The sequence below is a fragment of the Xanthobacter dioxanivorans genome (assembly GCF_016807805.1).
Taxonomy (GTDB): Bacteria; Pseudomonadota; Alphaproteobacteria; order Rhizobiales; family Xanthobacteraceae; genus Xanthobacter; species Xanthobacter dioxanivorans.
Map to the genome: position 1 here is coordinate 3046936 of NZ_CP063362.1, position 25038 is coordinate 3071973.

The 25038-nt window shown below is 67.5% G+C and carries 22 protein-coding genes; 15 read left to right on the forward strand and 7 right to left on the reverse strand.

The features are described from left to right. Positions 1 to 9: 9 nt before the first annotated feature. Positions 10 to 165 (reverse strand): hypothetical protein, encoded by a 156-nt coding sequence (locus EZH22_RS14275; RefSeq protein WP_203196229.1) that lies wholly within the window; start codon positions 163 to 165, stop codon positions 10 to 12. A 376-nt stretch (positions 166 to 541) separates the two neighbouring features. Here EZH22_RS14275 and EZH22_RS14280 point away from each other — a divergent pair, with 376 nt between their 5' ends. The 3 genes from EZH22_RS14280 to EZH22_RS14290 all read left to right on the forward strand — a co-directional run bounded on the left by EZH22_RS14280 (position 542) and on the right by EZH22_RS14290 (position 3740). Beyond that, positions 542 to 2032: an AMP-binding protein gene (locus tag EZH22_RS14280; RefSeq protein ID WP_203196230.1), complete on the forward strand. Its 1491-nt coding sequence runs from the start codon at positions 542 to 544 to the stop codon at positions 2030 to 2032. A 19-nt stretch (positions 2033 to 2051) separates the two neighbouring features. Continuing rightward, entirely contained in the window at positions 2052 to 2753 is a 702-nt protein-coding gene (locus EZH22_RS14285) for a TetR/AcrR family transcriptional regulator (RefSeq protein WP_203196231.1), read from the forward strand. A 135-nt stretch (positions 2754 to 2888) separates the two neighbouring features. Next, a complete protein-coding gene (locus EZH22_RS14290) occupies positions 2889 to 3740 on the forward strand; it encodes an IclR family transcriptional regulator (protein ID WP_203196232.1) in 852 nt (283 codons plus the stop codon). 344 nt (positions 3741 to 4084) lie between these two features. Here EZH22_RS14290 and EZH22_RS14295 read toward each other — a convergent pair whose 3' ends face one another. Beyond that, positions 4085 to 4471, reverse strand: a complete 387-nt coding sequence (locus EZH22_RS14295; protein ID WP_203196233.1) for a hypothetical protein — start codon at positions 4469 to 4471, stop codon at positions 4085 to 4087. Positions 4472 to 4523: 52 nt separating this feature from the next. Then, positions 4524 to 4739: a helix-turn-helix domain-containing protein gene (locus EZH22_RS14300; RefSeq protein WP_203196539.1), complete on the reverse strand. Its 216-nt coding sequence runs from the start codon at positions 4737 to 4739 to the stop codon at positions 4524 to 4526. A gap of 85 nt (positions 4740 to 4824) precedes the next feature. Here EZH22_RS14300 and EZH22_RS14305 point away from each other — a divergent pair, with 85 nt between their 5' ends. After that, a complete protein-coding gene (locus tag EZH22_RS14305) occupies positions 4825 to 5040 on the forward strand; it encodes a hypothetical protein (RefSeq protein WP_203196234.1) in 216 nt (71 codons plus the stop codon). 185 nt (positions 5041 to 5225) lie between these two features. On the opposite strand, the gene EZH22_RS14310 is transcribed toward EZH22_RS14305, so the two are convergent. Further along, positions 5226 to 5501 carry a hypothetical protein gene (locus tag EZH22_RS14310; RefSeq protein WP_203196235.1) on the reverse strand — a complete coding sequence of 92 codons (276 nt, stop codon included), beginning with the start codon at positions 5499 to 5501 and terminating at the stop codon, positions 5226 to 5228. A 166-nt stretch (positions 5502 to 5667) separates the two neighbouring features. Beyond that, positions 5668 to 6621 carry a helix-turn-helix transcriptional regulator gene (locus tag EZH22_RS14315; RefSeq protein WP_203196236.1) on the reverse strand — a complete coding sequence of 318 codons (954 nt, stop codon included), beginning with the start codon at positions 6619 to 6621 and terminating at the stop codon, positions 5668 to 5670. A gap of 396 nt (positions 6622 to 7017) precedes the next feature. Between EZH22_RS14315 and EZH22_RS14320 the strand changes: the two genes are divergently transcribed. Both EZH22_RS14320 and EZH22_RS14325 read left to right on the forward strand, forming a co-directional pair. After that, positions 7018 to 13995: an autotransporter outer membrane beta-barrel domain-containing protein gene (locus EZH22_RS14320; RefSeq protein WP_203196237.1), complete on the forward strand. Its 6978-nt coding sequence runs from the start codon at positions 7018 to 7020 to the stop codon at positions 13993 to 13995. Between the two features lie 117 nt (positions 13996 to 14112). Continuing rightward, entirely contained in the window at positions 14113 to 14736 is a 624-nt protein-coding gene (locus EZH22_RS14325; RefSeq protein WP_203196238.1) for an invasion associated locus B family protein, read from the forward strand. A gap of 185 nt (positions 14737 to 14921) precedes the next feature. Here the strand turns inward: EZH22_RS14325 and EZH22_RS14330 are convergent, their stop codons facing one another. Further along, a complete protein-coding gene (locus tag EZH22_RS14330; protein ID WP_203196239.1) occupies positions 14922 to 15134 on the reverse strand; it encodes a hypothetical protein in 213 nt (70 codons plus the stop codon). A 417-nt stretch (positions 15135 to 15551) separates the two neighbouring features. Here EZH22_RS14330 and EZH22_RS14335 point away from each other — a divergent pair, with 417 nt between their 5' ends. Both EZH22_RS14335 and EZH22_RS14340 read left to right on the forward strand, forming a co-directional pair. Continuing rightward, positions 15552 to 16307 (forward strand): SDR family NAD(P)-dependent oxidoreductase, encoded by a 756-nt coding sequence (locus EZH22_RS14335; RefSeq protein ID WP_203196240.1) that lies wholly within the window; start codon positions 15552 to 15554, stop codon positions 16305 to 16307. A 52-nt stretch (positions 16308 to 16359) separates the two neighbouring features. Next, complete coding sequence (locus EZH22_RS14340) at positions 16360 to 17142, forward strand: SDR family NAD(P)-dependent oxidoreductase (RefSeq protein ID WP_203196241.1); 783 nt, start codon at positions 16360 to 16362, stop codon at positions 17140 to 17142. A gap of 25 nt (positions 17143 to 17167) precedes the next feature. Here EZH22_RS14340 and EZH22_RS14345 read toward each other — a convergent pair whose 3' ends face one another. Then, positions 17168 to 18004: an IclR family transcriptional regulator gene (locus EZH22_RS14345; protein ID WP_203196242.1), complete on the reverse strand. Its 837-nt coding sequence runs from the start codon at positions 18002 to 18004 to the stop codon at positions 17168 to 17170. A gap of 637 nt (positions 18005 to 18641) precedes the next feature. Between EZH22_RS14345 and EZH22_RS14350 the strand changes: the two genes are divergently transcribed. The 7 genes from EZH22_RS14350 to EZH22_RS14380 all read left to right on the forward strand — a co-directional run bounded on the left by EZH22_RS14350 (position 18642) and on the right by EZH22_RS14380 (position 25035). Further along, positions 18642 to 19379, forward strand: coding sequence for an SDR family NAD(P)-dependent oxidoreductase (locus tag EZH22_RS14350; RefSeq protein ID WP_203196243.1), 738 nt, complete (start codon positions 18642 to 18644; stop codon positions 19377 to 19379). Between the two features lie 25 nt (positions 19380 to 19404). Then, positions 19405 to 20148, forward strand: coding sequence for an SDR family NAD(P)-dependent oxidoreductase (locus tag EZH22_RS14355; RefSeq protein WP_203196244.1), 744 nt, complete (start codon positions 19405 to 19407; stop codon positions 20146 to 20148). Between the two features lie 193 nt (positions 20149 to 20341). Next, on the forward strand, positions 20342 to 21559 hold the full coding sequence (locus EZH22_RS14360; protein ID WP_203196245.1) for an ABC transporter substrate-binding protein: 1218 nt from the start codon (positions 20342 to 20344) through the stop codon (positions 21557 to 21559). Between the two features lie 92 nt (positions 21560 to 21651). Then, a complete protein-coding gene (locus tag EZH22_RS14365) occupies positions 21652 to 22053 on the forward strand; it encodes a cupin domain-containing protein (RefSeq protein WP_231711477.1) in 402 nt (133 codons plus the stop codon). Between the two features lie 48 nt (positions 22054 to 22101). After that, positions 22102 to 22980: a fumarylacetoacetate hydrolase family protein gene (locus EZH22_RS14370; RefSeq protein ID WP_203196246.1), complete on the forward strand. Its 879-nt coding sequence runs from the start codon at positions 22102 to 22104 to the stop codon at positions 22978 to 22980. Then, entirely contained in the window at positions 22977 to 23318 is a 342-nt protein-coding gene (locus tag EZH22_RS14375; protein ID WP_203196247.1) for an NIPSNAP family protein, read from the forward strand. Before EZH22_RS14370 ends, EZH22_RS14375 begins: the two co-directional genes overlap by 4 nt. Before the next feature lie 571 nt (positions 23319 to 23889). Beyond that, complete coding sequence (locus tag EZH22_RS14380; protein WP_203196248.1) at positions 23890 to 25035, forward strand: ABC transporter substrate-binding protein; 1146 nt, start codon at positions 23890 to 23892, stop codon at positions 25033 to 25035. Positions 25036 to 25038 lie beyond the last annotated feature (3 nt).

Here is a 25038-nt window from a genome sequence, read left to right on the forward strand (position 1 = left end):
TATGAGTCATTATTCATTTTTTGTTGCGGCGATGCGTGCGGAGACCGTCTGGAATGCCTCGACGATGTCCTCGATGCGGCCCGACGGCAGGCCATCCGCGGAGGCCTCGACACGGTCGAAGGCTTCTGGCGCCACGCCCTCCTCGGCGCCGATCCGGCGCAGCATCGCGGCGAGGCTCTTGATGTCGGAGGTGTAGTCCTACGGCGTCATGCGCTGCTCGTGCACGAGGGAGCCGGCGGCGGTGTCGGTCTCGATGATCGCGCTAAGCACGGACACGGACGGGTCAGGCTCAGCGCCACGCGCCGATTGACACAATTCCCCCTGGAATCGCTCATTGTCTCCTCCCGCTCGCCGATCCACAGGGAAGGAATTCCCGGCCGGCGGCGCTCCTGCCCATCGCCGCAGTCTTACGCTGCGCAGGTACACAATCGGGGAGGGAAGGCGGTGACGTCAACTAAAAAATGAACTATGAGTCATCAATCATAAAATCCATCGACGGCCGGCACCCACGGCCGCGAACGCCCAAGGGAGACGGCGCGCTATGATCAACCTGACGAGCTTCGTGGCCTATCACGCCAAGGTCGATCCGGACCGGCCGGCCGTGCTCTTCGAGGGACACAGCGTCAGTTACGGTGAGCTTCTGGACCGGGCGGAGCGCGTCGCCGCCGGGCTGCTCTCGCACGGCGTTGAACCGGGCGAGGTGGTGGCGGTGCTGATGAGGAACAGCGCCGCATTCCTCGACCTGGCGCTGGCCGCCAGCCACGTCGGAGCAGTCTTCCTGCCCATCAACTTCCGACTGTCCGCGGACGAGGTGGCCTATATCGTCGAGAATTCGGGCGCAAAGCTCCTGTTCGCCGACGACGAGCTGGAGAGCAACGCCGCAGGTCCGGCACGCGTGCTGATCGTGGATCGTGCCGCGCGGACGGACGCCCGCCGCCTGTTCCCGGGATCGCCACGAATTGAGGGAGTCCGCCGCGCGCCGGGCGACCTCTTCCGCCTCATGTACACCTCCGGCACCACCGATCGACCGAAGGGTGTGATGCACAGCTACGAGAACTTCTACTGGAAGTCCTCCGATCACATCCTGGCCCTCGGCCTCGGGCGTGAGACGCGCCTGCTCGTGGTCGGCCCGCTCTATCACGTGGGCGCCTTCGACCTGCCCGGCATCGCCGTGCTCTGGGTCGGGGGCCTCCTCTCGATCCAGCGGGATTTTGCGCCGGATGAGGTGCTCGCCGCCATCGCCGCCGACCGGCTCACGGGTGCCTGGCTCGCGCCTGTGATGATGAGCGCGGTGCTGGCTTGCCCCGGGCGCGCGAACTACGACGTTTCGAGCCTCGAATGGGTCATCGGCGGCGGGGAGCGCACACCGGAATCGCGAATCCGCAGCTTCTCTGCCTGTTTCGCCAACGCCCGCTACATCGATGCCTACGGGCTCACCGAGACCTGCGGCGGCGACACCTTCATGGAGCCGGGGCGCGAAATCGAGAAGATCGGCTCGACCGGCCGCGCCCTCGCACATGTGGAGATCGAGATCCACGACAATGAGGGCAACCGCCTCGGACCCGACCAGACGGGCGAGATCTGCGTGCGCGGCCCCAAAGTGACGCGCGGCTACTGGCGAGACCCCGAGAAGACGGCGGCCTGCCGGTTCGGCGACTGGTTCCGTACCGGGGACGTGGGCCACCTGGACGCCGACGGGTTCCTTTTCCTCACCGATCGAAAAAAGGATATTATTATTTCTGGTGGGGAGAATATCGCCTCCTCTGAGGTGGAACGGGTGATCTACGAGTTGCCGGCGGTGCGCGAGGTGGCCGTCATCGGGGTGCCGGACGAAAAATGGGGAGAGAGGCCGGTGGCAGTGGTCACGCTGGAGGAAGGCGCCGAGCTTGACCTTCGAACGCTCGTCGCGCACTGCAGGGCGCGGCTAGCGGCCTTCAAGGTTCCTAAGGATCTCGTGCTACGGGACGAGCTGCCGCGCAATCCATCCGGCAAGGTTCTGAAGCGCGTGCTGCGCGATGAACTGCTGTCCTGACCCCGCCAGAGTGTTTTCCATGCCCACATCCGCCCGGCTGCCGACAAAGGGCAAGCTTGCCCGCACCAAGCTTACGCGCGCCGAGCGCAACGAGCTGACCCGGCAGAAGCTGTTCGACGCGGCGCGGAAGGTTGTGGGTCGGCTCGGCTATGCCGAAGCATCCGTGTCCCGGATCACGGCCGAGGCCGGCGTGGCACAGGGCACATTCTACAATTACTTCGTCACGCGGCAGGATCTGCTCGACGAGCTTCTGCCGGAGATCGGCAAGGACATGCTGCGCTTCATTCAGGAGCGCACACGCGGGGAGGGATCCGAGGCGGTGCGGGAAGCCGACCGCTTCCGGGCCTTCTTCGATTATCTGAAGGAGGTGCCAGAATTTCTGCGCATCCTTAACGAAGCGGAGCTTTTCGCGCCGGCGGGCTACCAGCAACATATCCGAACCGTTGCCGGCGCCTACGCTCGCCTGCTTCGGCGCGGCCGCGAGAAAGGCGAGGTGCAGGCTTTCAGTGACGAGGAAATCGAAGTTCTCGTGCATATGCTGATGGGCGCACGCGGCTACCTCAGCCAGCGATATGCCTATACAGACACCGACCAAAGCGTCACGACTGTGCCGGACCATGTGCTGTCCGCCTACGGTAAGCTGCTGGCCGGCGGCCTCTTCGCAGAACAGCAAGGCGCGGCTCAGGCCAAGCCCATCCGGCGGAAACGCGGCGGCAGGTAGCGCGGAGTTTGCTTCCCCCGGGCGCACCGCCCCAAATCGATCACCGAGTTCGGCGCAGGTTCGCCGGATTGTGGAACGTGGTCCAGTCCCCTATGCTGCCTCATTCTTCCCAAAGAATTATATGCAGCATACGGAATGATCAGATCGGAAGGTCCTGTCGCGACGGTTCCCGCTCTGGTGCGGGGAATTGCAATTCTTCGGTATCTCAACGCCCAGCCCGAACCGGCTGGCGTGATCCAGATCGCGCGCGATTTGAACATCAGCCAGAGCACCTGCTTCAACCTGCTCCGCACGCTGGTACAGGAGCGTCTCGCCCTGTTCGATCCCGCCACGAAGAAGTACTCGCCGGGCATCGGCGTGCTGGAGCTTGCGACCAGCGTGCTGCGGCGCGGGAGCTTCGTCCGTCTGCTTCACCCCCATCTCGCGCGCGTGGCGCTGGATCATTCCGTGACCGTGATCCTCTGGCGGCTGATCAGCCCGAGCCGAGTCCTGCTGATCGACATCGCGGAGGCACCGGTGCCGCTCCGAGTCTATATGACGATCGGACAGCGCCTGCCTTCACTGATCGGAGCCCTGGGGCGCTGCTTCGCCGGCCATCTCGGGCTCCCCAAAGAGGACATCCATGCCATGTTCAAGGAGCTGCGCTGGCAAGATCCGCCGAGCTTCGAACAGTTCTGGGCGGAGGCAGGGGCCGCGCGTGTTGACGGCTATGCCGTCGATATCAGCCGCTACAATCGCAACTTCACTACGGTGGCAGCCCCTATTTGCGGGCCAGATGGCCTTGCGAGAAGCGCGCTGTCGGCCATCGCTTTCACCAACGATCTCGATGCGCCTCGTATCCGCGCGTTGGCTGCTGATCTGAAGGCCGCGGCCGCAGAAGCAGCGCATTCGCTCGATTTCGGAGCGGCTGACGTCCCTGCTGCTGACGGCCAGAATGTCAGTGGGAAAAGCCGCCGCCACTTAGGCAGAGGACTCATAACGCCTTGATCCAGATGCGGGCTGCGGCGAGCTTGAGGGCTGCGAGGAAGCTATCCGTGAAGCGGCTGCGGCGCATGTTCTGATCCTCTCGATGGCCAGCATGAACTTCAAGCTGGATTACCTCAGAGGGGCAACGTCAGGTCGGATGCGTTCTCCCCTTTTTGCGCGCAGCTCCGGTTCGAGATGCGGCAGGTCCTCCGGGCTTCAGGGGCGTACGCCAAGCCCGCGACCCCGCCGTCCGCTTGCAGGCATCGGTTGGGCGCGGCCGGCCGTGACGCCGTGCCGAGTGGACGGAAAGACTATGCGTGCCGAACGAGCAGTCGTGGCTGCCGCACACGCGCCACTGAACATGCTCATCGCCACCGGTTCACCAGCCAAAGCGCGCCCCATGATCCCAACAGCGCGATGGCCATCTGGCCGGCAAGCGCGACGGACATCTGGGGACCCCCCGCGGCGGCCAGCGACGAAGATCCATCCATAAACGGAAGGAGGAGCATCACCATCACCATGCCGCCGAGAGGGGCGACCAGAAAAGTGCCGACGAATGAGACGACGATGTTCACGATCCAGCCAAGTACACCCCGTTTCCTCGTCCAGGCCTCGTGAATCGCGACGGCCAGCGCGCCGACGAAAACAGCCGCCGCGATCACCATCGCCCCGCCGACGCTGTCCAGAGGAATGGCGCCGGTCCATTGCAGAAGCAGGATGCCGATCACGGCAATTGACACGATGTACTTCATGAGGCTCGTCCCCGCTGTACAGATCGGCGTCATAAGTGTTGCCGTGGCCGGGTCATCGGGATGCCAACGGCGCCAGCTTCCGCAGCCTCAGGCCAGGTCCCTCGCCGTTCTCGGCAACGAAGATAGCGCCGGCAGCCTCGGCAGAGACGGCCCTGCGGCTGCGCTCGAAATCGACGATCGTGGACAGGCCAAGTTGGGCGGCATCTGCCAAAGCGGGCTGGGTCAGGTCGAGGAGCGCGCGGGCTGCTCGGCATTGTGCTGGGGTCATGTCGCTCAACATTTTATGCTGAAGGGGGCCGGGCTCGCTACTGGCGCCTCAACATTGAATGCTGATTGCCGCTGGAGCAATCCCTATGCCGAACCCCACCGTTCCGGCAGCCGACCCCCGCCCCGCCGCGTGCGAGGGTGAGCTGGAGGCCATGGAGAAGCAGATCCTGGCCGCACCCATCCGCACGCTCGGCGATGCGGCGATTCACGCCATCAAACCCGGGATCAAGCATCCCCACATCTGTCCCGCGAGGTCCCGGGCAAACGACGAGGTTCGCGCTCGCTGCGCCCGCCTTCGATGAGACGAGGAAGTCCACGTGGTGCGATCGTCGCGGCACGGCTGCGCGCCGGCGCGGCGGTCCAGTTGGAATCTCCGGCAAACCCGGCGCCCTTCACCGGCGGCCGCCTGGTCTTATCGCCACGCGACGGCTCGACTTTGGCTATTCGCTGCTGCCCCCCCACTCCTGCCCCTCCCCCTCTTTGGCCTTTACTCTTGGCCTTTACTCTTGGTCCTGTCGCTGGACGTCTCGTGGGGGGAGAGCTCGCCGTCCTTTGGCGGGGGCTGCCGGCCGGCGGTGTTGCCCTGCGGATCGCACCCGGGCTGGCCCTGCTGGTGGTTGCCGACGAGGCCGCCGGGCGCGCGCTCGCACGTCCCGTCGTGCCCGGTGGCCTCTTCCCGCTCGCTCTCCTGATAGTTGCCGACGAGGCCGCCCTGCGAATGCTTCGGCTTGCCCCCCTCACGGGAGTGATTGTCCTGCGCCATGGCGCCCTCCGTCCTGTGGTTGCTACCCGTTATCAACGGCGCCGCGGGCAGGACGTTTCAACGTGGCCGCAGAAAGCGGTCGAAGAGCCCGCTTGGACCATCGTCCGAATCGCTTCCGCAACCGTCCGAGGGCGTTGGGGGCCGGCGGGCCCTCCTCGCGCGCCCCTCAGGCCGCGGGCTCGGCCGGGGATCCGGAGGGCTGGGCGCGGAGGGCCGAGGGGGTTCGGCCAAATCTCTTGCGGAACAGGCGGTTGAAGGTGTTGACATCGTTGAAGCCCGCCTCGAAGGCGATGTCGGAGACCTTCTTGTCGGCATTGGCCGGATCGAGCAGGGCGTCGCGCGCAAGCTGAAGCCGTGAGGCGGTTATATGCTCCTTGAGCGTGGTGCCGCGCTTCTGGAACATCTTCTGCAGGGTGCGCACATTGATCTTGTGCCGCTGGGCCACCTGGACGACGCCATAATCGTGGCGCCCGCAATTGGCGGCGATATCGAGCAATACCTCGCGGTAGAGCCGATCCGGTGCGTCCGGGCGGGCCTTCGCGGGGGTGCCGCCCGCAAGAGCAACCGTGAGAAGACCGCGCAAGCTGGCCTCGCACACCTGCGCCAGCGTCGGCGTCAGCCTGCGGCCGACGAGGGTGGATGCCTGCGCCATGAGGACGTCCAGCGCCGGATGCGTCCCGGCCGGGACGTGGGTCGGCGGCAAGCGGACCTCGGGCTGGGCGACCAGGTCGCTCGGAGCAAGCACGAATGTCGCCTCAGCCGGCGGCAGCCTGATCTCGACCGTGGTGCGGATGGTGCCCAAGGACACGTCGTTCGCTCCGGTGTCGAGCGGCTCCGCATGATCCCATCGTAGATTCGAGGATTCGCTGATGCGCGCAGCCAGAGTTACCGGTCGGCCACGCGGCACGATCCGCAGAATTCCCGATCGCTCGATCTTTGCATAAACAATGATCACATCCTGCAGGGCAATTGAGCAGGAAGTTAACTCATCGTTAACGCTCTTGGCCTTGCCGGGGGGCGGAACGGTCCCGTCGTGCCGCAGAGGAGTATTGGTAAGAGAGTCGGCAGCCCATTCAATACTAAAATATTGCGACTGCGAAATCTGTAGAAATTCCTCCATCGTGAGTCCATCGCCCCCGTCAGCGGACGAACATCACGACAAATAGAATTTTAATGCAATAATAACTACCATAATACCGTTATTTACGGATCAAAATACTCAACAAAGATTGGTATTAAAATACCAAAATCTATACACGGTATGGTATAGTAAATTGTTTTATAATGAAAAATAGAGCGCATGGCAGATGTGCAACACCCCGCGGGAATGTGATGAGATTCGCTTTTTGAGTAGTAACTATTCGCCAGATGCAGAGAAACGCCGCCGACGCCCGGCTAGCTTCCGGTCAGTTGCGAGGGTGCCGTGTTGCGCCCTCGCCAAGCGGCCGCACGGGCAGTGCGGCCGAATGAAACGTGTCGTGGCCGGATTGAGCTCGGTCGCAACTTGGGGGTGAAGATGGTCAATTCGGGCGGCACCATCCTTTCTGGCGCGCACGTGCATCCCTCGGTGAACCGCGGACGCATGAAGGCGCTGCTCCTCAGCTCCGCGCTGGCGACGGTTCTGGCCGCGGTGATCCAGCCGGGCCAGGCCAACGCGGCCTGCTCCTCAAGCGGCGTTCTGTCGGTAACCGTCACCTGCACGGGCGACGACCCCAACGGCTATACCTACACGCCGTTGAACGCCTTGGATCTGCGGCCGGTGACGGTAGTCGCCGGAGCGGGGGCCACGGTGCAGACTGCCCCCGGTGGCACGGCGCTGAGTGTGACCTCCTACACCACGCTCACCAGCAACAACACTGGCGCGGTCTTCACCGGCAGCACCAACGGCATCGTCTACAATTCGCTGCTCGGCCTCACGATGACCGGCTTCAGCGGCTCGGCGACCGGCGGGACGGGTGACGGCATCAATCTGACCGGCGTCACCGGCGTCACCTTCTCCTCCACGCCCAGCGCCTTTGTGAGCGGCGGCACCAACGGCCTCGTCATCACCAGCGGCGGCACCATCAACGCCACGACCAACGGCGGCTTCTTCTCCGGCACCAGCGGCAACGGCGCGAGCTTCATCGCACCGGAAGTCAATCTGATCGCCAACAACGGCTTCTACACCGGCGGGACGAACGGCGTCGCGGCGCTCGGCGCCGACCTGGATCTCAAGTTCGCCGGCGGCACCGTCATGGGCGGGTCCGGCGACGGCATCAACGCAACCGCCGTGGGGATCTCCGCCGGGCCGTTGCAGGTGCCCGCGGTGTCGTCGGTCACCACCAACGGCACCTTCGTCTCCGGCGGCACCAACGGCATCAACGCCACGGCGTCGGCCATCGGCCTCGGCGGCATCGGCGTGGACGCGACGACAACCGTGACGGCCAACGGCGGAACGGTGATGGGCGGCACGGGTGCCGGCATCTTCGCCTCAGCCATCACCGCGCCGGTGTCGGGGGGCCCCAACACCGCCACCACCACGGTGCGCGGCAGCGCCGACATCACCGGCGGCTCCAACGGCATCTTCGCCCTCTCCGGCAGCCTCAACGGCAATGCCAACACCACGGTCGACGTCTCCGGCGACGTGGAAGGCACCAGCGGCAACGGCATCTTCGCCATGGGCGCGAGCGTCGGCGACTTCGCCGGCTTTAACCCGAGCGATCCCTCCACTTGGAACTCGGCGGTCGGCACCGGCAAGGCCACCGTCAATGTGGAGACCGACGACGACGTGACCGCCAACAACGGCCACGGCATCCTCGCCGTGGGCATCGGCACCGGCAACGAGGTCAACGTCGAGGCCAAGGACAACGTGGACGCCACCGGCGGCTTCGGCGTCCTCGCCGGCTCCATCGGCACCGGCGGCACCGTCAACGTGGAGACCGAGAGCGTCTCGGGCACCATGGGCGGCGTGCTCGGCTTCAACACCGGCGGCAACGTCACCGTCACCACCAACGGCACGGTGCAGGTACCGCAGGGCGGTCTCGTGGGCGTCGGCGCCATTGCCAACAACGGCGACGCGACCGTCAATTTCTCCGGCGTGATCGACCCGCCGCTGATCGGCGTCGCCTCGGTGGCCATCGGCAACGGCACCGCCACCACCAACACCGCCGGCAACATCGACGCCGACGTGGTCGGCATCCTCGCCCTCAACGTGGGCAACGGCCGCGTGGACGTGGACAACAGCGCCACGGTGGAATCCAGCGTCGGCGCCCTTCCCCTGGTGGGCATCGCCGGCATCAAGGTGGGCGACAACGCCGCGGGCCTCGACGTGAACGTCGAGAACAAGGGCGTAGTCGAGGACTACCAGGTGGGTGTGCTCGGCCTCGCCGTCGGCAATGGCAACGACGTGTCGGTCAACAACCTCGCGGTGGTCTCGGCGGGCTTCCTCGGCGTGGGCGGCATCGTGATCGGCGACGGCACCGGCGTGGAGACCGTTACCGTCAACAATATCGGCGCCATTCAGACCGGCGGCATCGGCGTGCTCGGCGCGGCGATCGACCTCGACGGGTCGGGCCTCGGCACCAACGTCTCGGTGACCAACGGCGGCGCCATCAACGGCGGCTTCCTCGGCGTCGCCGGCGTCGCGATCGGCCCCGGCGCCGGCACGACGGTGGAGGTGCGGAACTCCGGCGCCATCCTCAACAATTCCGGCATCGGCGTGCTTGGCGCCGGCTTCGGCACCGACCACACCGTGACCGTCGACAACCAGGCGTCGGTCAATGCGGATATCGCCGGCGTCGTCGGCGTCATCGGTGGCACCGGCGGCACGCTGGGCGTCACCAATTCCGGCGCCATCACCACCCAGGGCGCGGCCGTGGCCGGCCTCGTCGTCGGCGACAACGGCCAGGTGAAGGTCACCAATACCGGCGCCATCTCCGGCGGCCTTCTCGGCGTCGGCGGCGTGGTCATCGGTGACAACCTCGCCGGCATCGCCACCACGGTGGACGTGAAGAACTCCGCGGCCATCTCCAACGACGGCATCGGCGTGCTGGGCGGTGGCATCGGCGACAACCACGTCGTCACCGTCTCCACCTCGGCGGCAGTGAATTCCGGCATCCTCGGCGTCGGCGGCTTCTCCATCGGCGCCAACGGCCAGGTGGACGTCACCACCACCGCGGCCATCACCTCCGGCGGCGCCGGCGTGGTGGGCGCCGGCATCGGCGACAATTCGGTGGTCAACGTCACCACCGGCGAGCAGGTGAACGGCACCTTCCTCGGCGTCGGCGGCCTCATCGGTGGCGCCGGCTCGCAGCTGACCATCGTGACCGAGGACAAGGTCGTCTCCTCGAACGGCTTCGGCGTCGCCGCTCTGGGCATTGGCACCGGCCAGACCATCGACGTCACCACGCAGCAGGAGGTGCACGGCGACCTGCTGGGCGTGGGCGCGCTGAACCTCGGCGGCAACGGCACCACCGTGACGGTGGAGACGCTGGCCAAGGTCACATCCGCCTCCGGCTTCGGCGTCCTGGGCGGCGCCATCGGCACCGGCGCCAGCACCGTGACCGTGACCACCCAGAAGGAGGTCTCCGGCGACCTGCTCGGCGTCGGCGGCGTCATCGGCGGCACGGGCGGCACCCTCACCGTCGAGACCAAGGACATCGTCACCTCCGCCAACGGCTTCGGCGTGGCGGCGCTGGGTCTCGGCTCCAACACCATTGACGTCACCACCGACAAGGCGGTCACCGGCCGCTACCTCGGCGTCGGCGCGCTGGCCTTCGGCGACGCCAACACCGTGACCGTGCTGACCAAGGACACGGTAACCTCGGCCGACGGCTTCGGCGTGTTCGGCGGCGCCATCGGCGCCGGTCCGAACGTCGTCACCGTCACCACCGAGCAGGCGGTCGCGGGCCGGCTCCTCGGCGTCGGAGGCATCCTCGGCGCCACCGGCGGCTCTCTCGACATCCACACCCTCTCCACCGTGACCTCGGCCGACGGCTTCGGCGTGGCCGGCCTCGCCTTCGGCGACAACAACGCGGTCACCGTCCTCACCGACGCGGCCGTCAGTGGCGACCTGCTCGGCGTTGGCGCCCTCTCCATCGGCAACGGCGGCACGGTGGACGTGCACACCCTGGCGGCGGTGACGTCGGCGAGCGGCATCGGCGTGTTCGGCGGCAATATCGGCGCCGGCCAGAAGGTGACGGTCGTCACCGACGGCACGGTCAACGCGGCCGTGGCGGGCGTGGTCGGCCTCAACACCGGCGGCGAGACCGAGGTCACGGTCAACCAGAAGGTCAGCGTCGCACCCGGCGGGATCATCGGCGCCGCGGCCATCGGCGGCGGCTCGGGCAATGCCACGCTCACCATCAACGGCATCATCGATCCTCCGGTCATCGGCGGCGCGGCGGTGACCATCGGTTCGGGCACCGCCATCGCCAACGTCAACGCCGAGGTGCAGGCCACGGCCATCGGCATCGTCGGGGCCAACATCGGCAATGGCGCCATCGACGTGAACATCAATGCCGCGGGCTCCATCAAGTCCGATGGCATCGGCATCCTCACCTTCAAGCTCGGCGACGGCCTGACCTCCATCGACGTGAACGGCCCCATCGGCGGCCTGAGCGGCGCGGCGACCGGCGGCGACGGCATCCTCGCCATCGCCTTCGGCGAGAGCCCCATCGCCATCACCACCACCGCCGCCGGAACCATCAATGCGGGTGACGACGGCATCTCGGTGGGCCACCTCGGCGGCGGCAACATCGACATCGTCACCAACGGCGTCATCACCGCCGGCGACGAGGGCATTCAGGTCCTCTCGGCGGCGCTGACCACCGGCGACGTGACCGTCACCAACAACGCCGCCATCACCGCCACCGACAACGGCATCTTCATCCTGAAGGCCGGCGACGGCGCGGTGGCGGTGAACGCCAACGCCAACATCACCTCCACCACCGCCAACGGCATCGAGGCCAATAGCCTCTTCGGCACCGGCGACGTGACGGTGAAGCTCGCCACCAACAAGATCATCGACGCCCAGGACTTCGGCATCATCGCCAGCAAGTCCTTCGGCGACGGCAACGTGCTGGTGCAGACGGGGATGGACAGCACCATCACCGCCGGCGCGGGCATCTTCGCCGGGCACTTCTTCGGAACCGGCAACACGACGGTGGTCACCGGCGTGAACAGCCAGATCTTCTCCGGCTCCACCGGCATCGAGGCCCAGTCCATCGGCACCTCGGGCGACGCCACCGTGGACACCGGCGTCAACAGCTTCCTGCAGGCGAGCGGAGACGGCGTCGTCGCCGGCAAGTTCGCCGGCACGGGCGACGTCTACGTCAACACCGGCACCGGGGCCCGGATCTTCGCCGGCGACGATGCCATCACGGCCACCAACTTCGCCTTCGGCCCGGGCAACGACGTGACCGTCACCACCGGCGGCCTCTCGGTGGCCTCCGGCAACGACAAGGGCATCCGCGCCGGCGGCTGGGACAATGTCACCATCACCACCGGCACGTCGTCCGTGGTCCGCGGCGACGCGGACGAGAGCGGGGTCGGCAACGGCATCCGCATCTTCTCCGCGGATATCGCCACGGTGAATGTCGGCACCAACGCCGCGGTCATCGGCTCGGGCAAGAGCTGGGCCGAGGCGGTGGTCTCCATCGCCAGCGACGACGCTACCAACATCACCGTGGCGTCCGGCGCCCTGGTCAGCTCCTGGAGCTTCACCGGCGGCGTCAATCTCCCCGGCCTGATCGTGGCGGCGAGCGACATCGTCATCGACACCGATGGCGGCGCCACCACCATCACCAACTCGGGCACCATCGTCGGCCGCATCGGGCTTACCGACAATGCCGACATCTTCAACAACCTGAGCTCCAACACCTGGGTCACCGTCGGCGACAACTACTTCGGCGGCGGCGCGGACGTTCTGAACAACGATGGCCGCATCGTCACGGCGCTGCAGGGGGCGGTGGCGGAAAGCACCCGCTTCAACAGCCTCGAGACGTTCAACAACGGCGACCCGCTCTTCCTCCAGAGCGGCCTCCTCACCATGATCGACGAGACGCCGGGGCAGATCGCCTTCAACGGCGCCCGCGACAACACCTATGTGAGCGGCACCTGGAACGGGGTGGGCAACAGCACCGTGGGGCTCGACAGCTTCCTCGGCGCGCCGGGCTCCACCTCGGACGTGCTGGCGGTGGGCGGCCTCGACGTGAACGGCGCCGAGATCGCCGGCCTCGTCACCACCGGCCAGACGGCGCTGCTCATCAATGACGTCAATGCCGGGCCCGGCGCCCTGAACCTCGCCGGCATCCAGGTGGTGGACGTGCAGAGCGCCGCCGGCACCACGCTGCCGGAGAGCTTCTACATCGATCCCGCCTCGGCCAATTACGCGGCGAAGTTCGGCGGCGTGATCGACAAGGGCCTGTTCTTCTACGACCTCGCCGTGATCGGCAACGACCAGTACCTGGTCGGCCTGCCCGACCAGGAGGTGTTCGAGCTGCCGAAGCTCGTCACCGGCGCCCAGGCCATCTGGCACGAGACCACCGGCGTGTGGCTCGACCGGCAGGCGGACCTGCGCTCCTACCTGCAGGGCACGACGACCCAGCTCGTGACCAAGGAAGGCATCAAGGCCGTGGGCGGCGCTCCCGGCTCGGTCACCCCCGGCATCTGGGGCAAGGTGATCGGCAGCTGGGGCTCGCGCGATGCTTCCGACAGCTTCAGCGCCTTCGGCAGCCTCTACCGCTTCGACACCAGCTACAGCCAGAACATCTACGGCTTCATGGCGGGTGCCGACTTCGGCAAGGAAGGTGTGGCGACGCAAAACGACGCGGTGGTGTTCGGCGTGCTCGGCGGCTACGTGGCCTCCGACCTCTCGTTCGATGCCTCGCCCACGTCGGCGACCTATTCGGGTGGCACGGTCGGCGCCTACGCCTCGTACATCACCGACAAGTGGTACTTCGACGCGCTGGTCAAGGGCGACTTCCTCTCCATGGACTATGACGCGCCGACCCTGCTCGGGGCCGGCTACTTCGGCCAGTCCACGGACGTCCGGAACCTCGGCTTCAGCCTCGACACCGGCTACCGCGTCTGGACGTGGGGAACCTCGGGCTTCTTCGACGCCCTCGGCACCCTCAGCTACGTGAACACCAACATCTCGAACCTGGCGCTGGTGCCGTCCACCTTCGTCGACTTCGGCAACAACGACAGCCTGCGCGGCAGCGTCGGTGGGCGGGTCGGGGCGCAGGTGTACGACGCCGCCACCTACAGCGTGGTGACCAGCTTCACCGGCCGCCTCTGGTACGAGTTCCTGGGCGACAATGCGGTCACGGTGTTCAACCCGGGCCTGCCGTTCTCCACCGTCGACACCTTCGACGGCCTGTTCGGCGAGGTCGGCGTGGGCGTCAACATCTTCGGAAAGGGCAACGGCTGGAACGGCTTCGCCAATGCGGACGTGAAGTTCGGCGACAGCTACACCGCCGGCAGCGCGAAGGGCGGCGTGCGTTACCAGTGGTGACCCGCGCCCGGGCGTGTGCAAGTTTGAAAGGGCGGCGCGCTTCGGTGCGCCGCTCTTCCCATCTCAGTCCGACGGACGCGCCAGTGACTGCCGCGTCGGCCATCCCGGAGGCGGCACGTGAACCTCGCCAAGTCTTTTTGTGTGCTCGCGACGCTGATTGCGGTGACACCGCTGGCGGTGATGCTCTCAGGCGGCGCCGGCACGGTGGCGGAAGCCCAGAGCCAGCAGCCGCCGGCCCGGCCCGCCCCGGGCGCGGCCGCCCAGGCCACACCGGCGCCGGCCCAGCCCACCGGCCCGGTCAAGACCGAGACCACTAATTTCGAGGGCTGGGTGCTCACCTGTCAGGAGGCCCCTCCCGCGGCGGGAGCGAAGACCGGCAAGAAGGCCTGCTGGGGCATCTTGCGCGTCACCGACGCCCAATCGAAGCGGGTGGTGGTGGTGTGGAAGATCGGGCGTGACGGCAAGGATGTGCCCACCATCGCGATCACCACCCCTACGGGCATTCTGGTGCGCGACGGGGTCGACCTCGTCATCGGCCAGAACACCCGCAAGCTCGCGTACCAATGGTGTTCCACGAGCGAATGCGAGGCGAGCCTCGCCTACGACCAGGCCCTCGCCAACGACCTGTCCGCCGCCAAGGAGGCGACCGTGGCCTTCCGGCTCCAGGACGGGCGGCAGGTGAACGTCAAGGTGGCGATTGGCGGCGTGGACAAGGTGCTCGCAGGGCTCAAGAAGGTCTGACCCGCCCCGGCGCCGGCTGGGGGCGCTTCCCCGATTCCGTGAAACGGGGAAACGCTCTCGGTGAGCCGCCGGCGCCCCCTTCACGGCATGGGTGCCGGCCACGGCACACATTGGGCTGGACGCCGGGAGGCCGGCTGCTTCCGTGAGCCTGGGGGTGCCGCGCGAGCCGGTAACGCCGTCGGTCCTCATGAGATCGGGCATGGCATGTCCGACACGCCGGTGCCGGGCGATAAGCCCCTGAGGGCGGCGGTGCCGCCACCCGATTGGACGAAGGCGCCGCCGCTCTGGTTGATGCGGGCCGCGGCACAGGGCTCGATGGCGAAGGCCTTGGCGACAATCTGGTCGCCGCCACCAGCGCCACGGTGCGGATGGCGTCGTTCGCGATGGCCGACGATCATCCTTCGAATTGCGCATATTGCCCCGCTCGCCCCCCGATGCGTCCTCGGCCTTGAGGGCGTTCCGCGACACGCCATCCCCAGATGGATATGGCGAAAGCCGCCTTGCGAGCCTTCGCGAGGAGCATGGCGCCGCCCTTTCGCAGATGTCCCTGGTGGACGAGAACGCCGGCAGCGCGGCCGAGGCGGGGTGTCCGCCTCCAGCCAGGCGGGGCGGCGGGTCGCTGCGAATTTCGTCCAGATGTCCGCCACGCGCAGCCGGCGCACCCCAACGCTCATGGCACCCGCCGGGGTTTTCGCAGCGCCGGGAGCCAGTCCCTTGCCAGGGGCGTTCCGTGCGTGTTAAAAAACTCATATTATAATAAAAATAAGTAATAACAAAAATGTGCCCTTCCGGGCCGCGCATGGATCGGAGGAAAGATGAAGCTCCTGGAAGGCAAGACCGCCCTCATTACCGGTGCGGGCGCGGGCATCGGCCAGTGCGCGGCCGAGCTGTTCGCCCGCAACGGCGCGTGCGTGGTGGTCGCGGAGCTGAACGAGGAGCAGGGCCGGCAGGCCGTGGCGCAGATCCGGGCCGCGGGCGGCGAGGCGGTGTTCGCCCACACTGATGTGACCGATGCGGAAAGCGTGAAGAAGGCGGTCGATCTCGCGGTCGCCACCTATGGCCGGCTGCATGTCCTCTACAACAACGCCGGCGGCTCGACGACGCGCGACGACGACGTGACGCGCGCGGACGCCGACGAATTCTGGCGGGCCATCAAGCTCGACCTGTTCGGCACCTGGCTCGTCTGCCACTACGGCATACCCGAGCTCATCAGGGCCGGGGGTGGCGCGGTGATCAACGCCGCATCGGTGGTTGCGCTCATGGGCTGGCCGGGGAAGGACGCCTATACCGCGGCGAAGGGCGGCATCGTGGCGCTGACCCGTTCCATGGCGGTGGAATTCGCCCCGCACAACGTGCGGGTGAACGCCGTGGCGCCGGGCACCACCCGCACCCCGCGCGTCGTCGCGCAGCTGGAGAAGCTGGAGGTCACGCAGAAGCTCACGGCGGCGCATCTCCTCGGCATGGTGGAGCCGCTCCACGTGGCCGAAGCCGCCCTGTTTCTCGCCTCGGACGCGGCGGCCCGGACCACCGGGCATGTCTTCCCCGTCGACAGCGGCCTCTCGATCTCCTGAACGGGACCGGCCGGGCCGGCCTGCGGGCGCGCCGGCTGGAAAGGAACAGCCGATGACCAGTTCCTCGATTGAGCGGGCCCCGCTTTCCCTGGCCGGACGCGTGGCCCTCGTCACCGGCGCCGCACGCGGCATCGGCTGGAGCATCGCCCAGGCCGCTGCGGCCGCGGGAGCGCACGTGGTGCTGAACGATCTTGAACCCGGCCCGGTGGCGGCGCGGGTGGCCGAGCTCTCCGCCCGAGGCCACGGCGCCTCGGGCGCCGCCTTCAACGTGACCTGCGAGGCCGCGGTCGGCGCGGCGATGGAGGAGGTCCTGGCGCGGCTCGGGGCAGTGGACATCCTGGTCAACAATGCCGGGGTCCAGCGCCGCAAGATGTTCCACGAATTCACCTATGACGAGTGGCGGGCGGTGGTCGACACCCATCTCAACGGGGCCTTCCTGGTCACCCGCGCGGTGGTGCCGCGGATGATGGAGCGCCGGTATGGCCGCATCGTCATGCTCGGTTCCATCGCCGCCCGGCAGCCCAAGCCGGCGCTCGCCGCCTATGCCGCGGCCAAGGGCGGGGTGACATCGCTGGTGCGGGCGCTGGCGGTGGAGCTCGGGCCGCACGGGATCACCTGCAACGCCATCGCCCCCGGCTTCATCGCCACCGAGTTCACCCGCGCGCTGCAGGACGACGAGGCCTTCACCCGCCGGATGCTCGACCGCGTGCCGGGCGGGCGATGGGGGCAGCCGGAGGATCTCGCCCCCGCGGTGCTCTACCTGGCGTCCCCCGCGGCGGCGTTCGTCAACGGCCGCGTGCTGACCATCGACGGCGGCTTCCTGGCCGCGGGGTGAGCCGCCGGGCCGGGAAGGCGGGCGCCTATCCGGTGGACGTGACGTCGAAGCCCGCGTCCGATCCGGCGCGAATCTTGCGCGGGCGGGGCGTGCGCTTGGAGCCCGTTCCGCTACCGGCGGCGCTTCCCGCGATCGCCCGGGTGATTCGGGACGCGAGGTCCACGATCTCGGTGACGAACCCCTGCGTGAGCGACGCGTCGAAGCGGGCCTCGGACACGGCGAACACCACGCTGCCCAGGATCCTGTCGTCGGCGTCGAAGACCGGGGCACCGATACCCACGAGGCCGGGTACCACCTCGGCGCGGGTGACGCAGTAGCCGTCCTTGCGCAGCCGGGCCATGCGCGAGCGGAACTGGTCCCAGGTGTCGCCGAGCCCGGCTTCCCGGATCTTGTCGCCGTGCCAGAGCATCATGTTGCGCAACTGGTAGGGGGTGAGATGGGCGAGGATGGTCTTCGCCATGGCGCCGCGGAACATGGGCATCGGCCGGCCGCGTTCGTAGATCTCGGGAATGGAGCGGTCGGGCCAGACGAGGTCGGCGCACATGACCTTGTCGCCGTAATAGCTGCACAGCATGATGTTGATGGCGAGGCGGGCGCTGACGTCCCGGATCAGGCTGCTCGCGCCGGTCAGCAACGGATCGGCGCGGCGCACCAGCCGGTCGAGCTCGATCACCCGCGGACCGAGGACGTAGCTGCCGCCGACGGCGGGCGCGAGCAGGCCGCAGCCGCACAGGGACTGGATGTAGCGATACGCGGTCGCCCGGGACGCTCCGGTGGCCTGGACCGCGTGGTCGAGCTGGATGCTCATCTGCCCCTCGTCGAAGAGATCCAGGATCTTCAACATCTTGTCGAGGCTGCTCATGGACGGGGTTCCAGTCGACGTCGGTCGGTGCGCCACGCCCGCTCCGCCGCAATCCGGGGCTGGGAACGGGCGCTTTTCCCAGCAGTATAGGCCGCGCCGGCCATCATTGAAATTTACCACGAGTGTCACAATGCGCGAATCGAGCGTTTCCAAGACGGGCGCAGGTTGAGACGGGTGCAGGGTGCGCCGGGGCCGCCGCCGACGGGTGTCGCCGGAGCGGATTGCGCCGTGCCACCGCGCGCCTCGCGCCATATCGCCCTTGGAGTGGCGAGCTTGGAGTAGCGAGCTTGGGAGCGCGAACTTGGAGTGGCGAACGGGATTGACGGGTTCCGCTATCATAATTAATCTCACAATATAATAATAATGTCACATTAGGCGTCCGCCACGTTTGGCGGTCGGCGTCCACGGGGAAGGAACCACCATGCGCCGCGCCGACCGATCCCGGTCCGTCCAGCCGCGTGCCGGCGGCCCCGCCTTTCCCCCGGGCCGGCGGCGGGGAACGGGCCGGCGGTCGCTGCCGGTCCGCTGAAACCGGGCCGCCCCGCGCGCTCCTTCCCTATCCCCGACGTTCCCGCCCGGAGCGTGCGCCATCGCGCGTCCGCCCATCGTCCCCTCGCGTCCTCATGCGGATATCTCCATGATCGCTCCCTACGACCTGTCCGGCATGCGCATCCTCCTGACCGGCGCCGCCGGCGGGATCGGCGCCGCCACCGCCCGGCTGTGCGCCTCCCTCGGCGCCGAGATGGTGCTCACCGACGTCTGTGCTGATCCGGGCCTGCTGGAGGAGCTGCCGCGCGACGGCGGCCGCACGCACGTCTACGAGACCTGCGACGTCCGGGTCCGGGCTCAGGTGGAGGCCTTCTGTGCCCGCAACCTGCCGATCCAGGCGGCGATCCTGAACGCCGGCATCTTTCCCAAGGAGGAGTGGCTGGCCGACGACTGGGACGGCATGTTCGCCGAGGTGATGGCGGTCAATGTCGCCGGGCCGGCCCATTTCGCCCGGGCGCTGCTGCCGGCGATGAAGGCGCACGGCGCGGGCCGGATCGTCCTGCTCGGCTCGGTGGCCGCCCACACCGGCGGCACCTACGCCCATTCCCCCATGTGCTATGCGGCGTCCAAGGGGGCGATCCACACTTTCGTGCGCTGGCTGGCGCGCCGCGCCGCGCCCGAGGTGCTGGTGAACGCCGTGGCGCCCGGCTCCACGCTGACGCGGATGGTGGCCACCGCCAATCCCGAAGCCCTCAAGTCCATGCCGGTGCCCCGCTTCGGCAAGCCGGAGGAGATCGCCTGGCCGCTCGCCTTTCTCTGCTCGCCGGGAGCAAGTTTCATGTGCGGCGCGATCCTGGACGTCAACGGCGGCGCCTATATGGGTTGAGGCTCAGGCATTGGGTGAGGGGACCATGTTTCTGACGGGCAAGATCGCCATCGTGACCGGAGCCGGGAGCCTCGATGGCATCGGCCATGCCGCGGCGCAGCTGTTCGCGCGGCACGGCGCGCAGGTGGCCCTCGTGGATCGCGATGCGGACGCGGTGACGGCCGCGGCCGCCGCGATCGGGGAAGCGGCGCTGCCGTTGGTCGCCGACGTGCGCTCGGAAGCCGCGTGCGCGGCGGCGGTCGCTGCGGTGCGGGAGCGATGGGGCAGGGTGGACGTGCTGCTCAACAATGCCGGCGTGGTGCAGGCCCGGCGCACGCTGGAGATTTCCCGCGCGGATTATGACTTCGTCCTGGACGTGAACCTGAGGGGCACGCTGCAGATGTCGCAGCAGGTGCTGCCCCTGATGAGCCGGGGGAGCGCGGTCGTGTGCATCGCCTCCGTCGCGGCCCAGCGGGGCGGGGGGCTGATGGGCGGGCCGCATTATGCGGCATCGAAAGGCGCCATCCTGGCGCTGGTGAAGTCCATGGCCCGCGAGTTCGGGCCGGCGGGCGTCCGCGTCAATGCGGTCAATCCCGGCGTCATCATGACCGGCATGACCGCCGGCGGCTACGACGACGCGCTGCGCGAGAAGGTGGTCGCCACCATTCCGCTCGGCCGCTTCGGCACGCCGGGCGACGTGGCGTCCGCGTGCCTGTTCCTGGCGTCCGACCTGTCGGCCTACATCACCGGCGCCGCCATAGATGTGAATGGCGGGCTGCATATCCATTGAAGGTCCGCCGCGCCGCGCCCGGATCGTGCCTCCCCAGGGCTGCATCGGCCTGGCTTGAGTATTGACACTTATCTCACAAATTGAGAAAAGTTAATGAGTCGAGCTGGTCGTGGTCCCGATGGTTCGGGTCCCCGGCGCATCGCCGGCGCCAAGGGCATGCGCAGACATGCCACGGGAGGGAGGAAGGTCGACCATGCATCACAGATGGATCGCGCTGGCCGCAGGCTGCTTGTCGTTGATGGCGGGCCCCGCATCGGCCGAGTTCACCGGAGGCGTGCTGCGCATCGGTGTGCTCAACGATCAGTCGGGCATCTACGCCGACATGGCGGGGCCGGGCTCGGTGGTGGCCGCGAAGATCGCGGTGGAGCAGTTCGGCGGCAAGATCGGCAATGTGCCGATCGAGATCGTCACCGGCGATCACCAGAACAAGCCGGACGTGGGCCTGAACATCGCGCGGCAATGGCTCGATGTCGGCGGCGTCGACATGATCGCGGACATTCCCAATTCCTCCATCGCCCTCGCCCTCTCGGGCCTGGTGAAGGAGAAGAACAAGGTCGCGGTCATCACCACCTCGAACAGCAACCGCCTGACCGGCGATTCCTGCTCGCCCAACCACGTGCACTGGACGCTGGACAATTACAGCCTGGCCAAGAGCACGGGCACCGAGGTGGTGAAATCGGGAGGAACGAGCTGGTTCTTCATCACCGCCGACTACGCCTTCGGGCACGATATGGAGCGCGAGGCCGGGCAGATCGTGAAGGATGCCGGCGGCACCGTGGTCGGCTCCGTGAGGCACCCTCTCAGCACGTCCGACCTCTCCTCCTTCCTGGTGCAGGCCCAGGGCTCGGGCGCGAAGGTCATCGGCCTCGCCAATGCCGGAAGCGATTTCACCAATGCGATGAAGCAGGCGGCCGAATTCGGAATCACCCAAAGCGGGCAGCGGATCGCCGGGCTCGCGGTCTACCTGACCGACGTGCGCTCCCTCGGTCTTTCCAGCGGGCAGGGGATCTATCTGAGCGAGCCCTTCTACTGGGACCTCAACGATGACACCCGCGCGTTCGCCAAGGCGTTCGGCGAGCGCCACGGGGGCGCCATGCCGACCTCCTTTCAGGCCGGGGTCTATTCCGGCGTCCTGCATTATCTCAAGGCCGTCGCCGCGGTGGGCGGGGATGCCGACGGGCGCGCCATCGTCGCCAAGATGAAGGAGCTGCCGACCGACGACCTCGCCTTCGGCAAGGGCTATGTGCGGGTCGACGGCCGCAAGATCCATCCCATGTACCTGTTCCGCGTCAAGGCGCCGGGCCAGTCCAAGGGCACGTGGGATCTCTATGAGAAGAAGGGGGAAACCCCCGGGGACCAGGCCTTCAAGCCGCTCAATGGCGGCGGTTGCAGCCTCGTGCCGCAGAACTGAGGCGGCGGGCTTCGGCGCGCCGGTCTGGCGCGACTGCCCGGCGCCTCCGCCCCCCGAGAAACGAGCCCCGCAACGAACGTGAGGAGCGAAGGATGGTTGCGACGACCCCTTTCCTGGAGGGCGAGGACAAGCTCGGCCCCATGGAATCCCGCTATGTGAACGTGGAAAGCCTGCCCTGGAAGCCAACCCCGACCAAGGGGATCGACATGAAGATCCTCCTGATCGACGAGGAGACGGGCCTGATGACCGCGCTCTTCCGCTGGGAGCCCGGCACCGTCCTGCCACGCCACGAGCACGTGGAGGTGGAGCAGACGTTCGTGCTCGAGGGCAGCATCGTCGACGCCGAGGGCGAGGCGCTGGCGGGCAACTATGTCTGGCGGCCGCCGGGCAACCAGCACGTCGCCCGCTCGCCAAACGGAGCGCTGGTGATCTCCATGTTCCTGCGGCCCAACAAGTTCCTTGACGGCGATCTGGCCGGGCAGGAGCTGAAGTAGCCGCCGGCTCCCTCATTTGAGGCTGCACCCAGGCAAGGGCACTCCTGCATGCGCATCGTTCATTTCGAGCATGGTGGCCGCCAGCTGTTCGGGTCGCGGACGCCGGAGGGCCTGCGGACCTTCCAGGGGCCCGCATCGGTCTCCTGGGACGTCCTCGCCCGCGCGCTGGCCTCCCGGGAGCCGCTGCCGGTCACCGGCCCGGTCATCCCGGACGGGGAGGCGCGCGTGCTGCCGCCGGTGCCGCGGCCCGGCAAGATCGTCTGTATCGGGCTGAACTACGCCGACCACGCCAGGGAGGGCGGGCACCCTCTGCCGACCTATCCGGCGGTGTTCCTGCGCACCGCCACCTCCATCACCGGCCACGGCCAGCCCCTGGTATGCCCGCCGGTCTCGCAACAGTTCGACTACGAGGCCGAGCTCGCCCTGGTCGTTGGGCGGCGGGCGCATCGCGTGCGCGCGGGCGACGCCCTGTCCTGCGTGGCTGGGTACACCTGCTTCAATGACGGCTCCCTGCGCGACTACCAGCGCAAATCGGGGCAGTGGACCATGGGCAAGAACTTCGACCGCTCCGGCGCCCTCGGGCCGGACCTCGTGACCCCGGACGAACTGCCCGAGGGGGTCGGCGACCTGCGGATCACTGCCCGCCTCAATGGCCGCACGCTCCAGGACGGTCGCACCCGCGACATGATCTTCAGCGTTCCGGAGCTGATCGAGATCGTCAGCGAGGTGATGACCCTGGAGCCCGGCGACGTGATCGCCACCGGCACGCCGGCGGGGGTCGGCTTCGCGCGCACGCCGCCGGCCTTCATGGCGCCGGGCGACGTCTGCGAGATCGAGATCGAGGGCATCGGCGTGCTGCGCAACGTCGTGGCGAGCGAAGAGGCGGCGGCGCCCCGTCAATTGAAGAGCAAAGAGGCCATGCAATGATCGTCGAGGAACGTATCTACGTCCTGCATACACACGCCAGCATGAAGGAATACCTCAATATCTATTCCACCGAGGGGTTGCCGGTGCAGAAGGAGATCCTCGGCGGTTTTCTCGGCTATTTCACCACCGAGATCGGCGTGCAGAACCAGCTGGTCCACCTCTGGGCCTACGATGACCTGGAGGAGCGCCGCAAGCGGCGGGAAAAGCTCGCCGAGCAGCCGGCATGGCAGTCCTGCCTGCTGAAGATCCGCCCCATGATCATGACCATGGAGAACCGGATCCTCATTCCGACGGCGTTTTCCCCGCTGCCCGGATCGGTGCTGGGCGCCTCGACCTGACCCGCACCCCGATGCCGCGCCGGCGGCGGTGCGCCCGGGCGCACGCGCACCTCTGAACAAGAGGCGGTCGCAAGTCGGAACAGCTCAGGCGCGCCGTCGCCCGCGAGGGGGAGGAAGACCGCGGCACCGGGCAGCCTGCCGGCGCCGTGCGTATCTCCCGCGCCGGCCCGCGGCCCGCCCCCGGGTCTGGAATGGTGGGCAACGCGCCCGGATTCCGCTCGCTCCCCCCGCCATGGCGAGGCCGGAGCGATTTCGGAGCGGACGACAAAGACCATGTCGCCCCGGAGAGGCCGGCGACTTCGTCTTCGCGCCGCCGTTCATGCCACATCTGGATTTCCCGATCAGCACCACGGAGCATCTCGTGCCGCATGCCGGACAAGGACCGGGATGCGCTCTTGGATGCCGCTTCCCGGCGCCGCGCGGCGGGTGCACGCCTCTTGCGGAGGTGAAGGCGATCCGCTACGCCTACCAAGTAGCATAAAAAAGCTACTCATCAGTTTTTATACCCGCGGCGCCTTTCCGGCGCGGCGGGCGACACCGATGGGCAACAACGGGTAGGGAGGAACGACAGATGGCACGGAAGGGATGGCTCGCGTGTGCGGGCACGGCGTTCGCGGCGTCGCTTGCGCTCGGGGGCGCGGCGCACGCACAGGCGCCGGTCAAGGTCGGCGTGGTGGAGGGCCTCAGCGGCCCGCCGGCGATCGTGGACTTCGGCGAGAGCTACCTGCAGGGCATCAAGCTCGCCCTGGAGGACTACAAGGCGAATGGCGGCAAGACCCCCATCGAGCTCGTGATCTATGACGACGAGGCCAATCCCCAGCGCGCGGTCTCGGTGGTGCAGCGCCTCATCCAGAACGACGGCGTCGTCGGGGTGATCGGTACCGTTTCCTCCGGCAATGTGATGGCTTTTGCGCCCCTGCTCCAGCGCGCCGGGGTGCCGCTCATCGCCGGACCTTCCGCGGCGACCGACATCACCGCCAAGTTCATCGACCAGAAGCCGAGCTACATCTTCCGCTGTTCGATGATTGAAAAGTATCAGATCGACGCCATCATCAACTGGGCGGTGAAGAACTTCAAGAAGATCGGCCTCCTGCACTCCACCACGGGCTATGGCAATTTCGCCGCCCAGGAGGCGACCGCCGGCCTGAAGGCGCGGGGCGTCGAACTCGCGGCGGTGGAAGCCGCCGCGCCCGGCGTGAACGACCTCACGCCGCAGATGATCAAGATGCGCGATGCCGGCGTGGATCTCATCCTGCACTTCCACGAATCCTTCGAGCTTCCGTACCGGCCGCTGCCGCGTCTCGACTACAAGCCGACTTTCGCAGGCAATTGGGGCCTGTCCTCGCTCAAGGTGAAGGACATCGTCGGCGTGGACGCGATCCAGGGCACGGCCATGGGCCAGGCGCTGGACCTGTCCAACCCCAAGGCGAAGGCGTTCAACACCCGCATGACCGAGAAGTACGGCAAGGAGTATCGCTGGCCGGTGGTCGCCGCGCTCGGCTATGACGCCGGGCAGATCATGTTCAAGGCGGTGGACCAGGTGGGCAAGTCCGATCCGGCGAAGCTGCGCGAGGCCATCGAGAATATCGACGGCATCGTCGCGGTCTCGGCCACGCCGCCAAAGCCCTTCGGCGCCAACGACCACGAGTGCCTCGGCCAGGACGACATCTTCCTCGGCATCTGGAAGGGCGACACGGTGGTGCCTGCGCCCAAGTAGCGG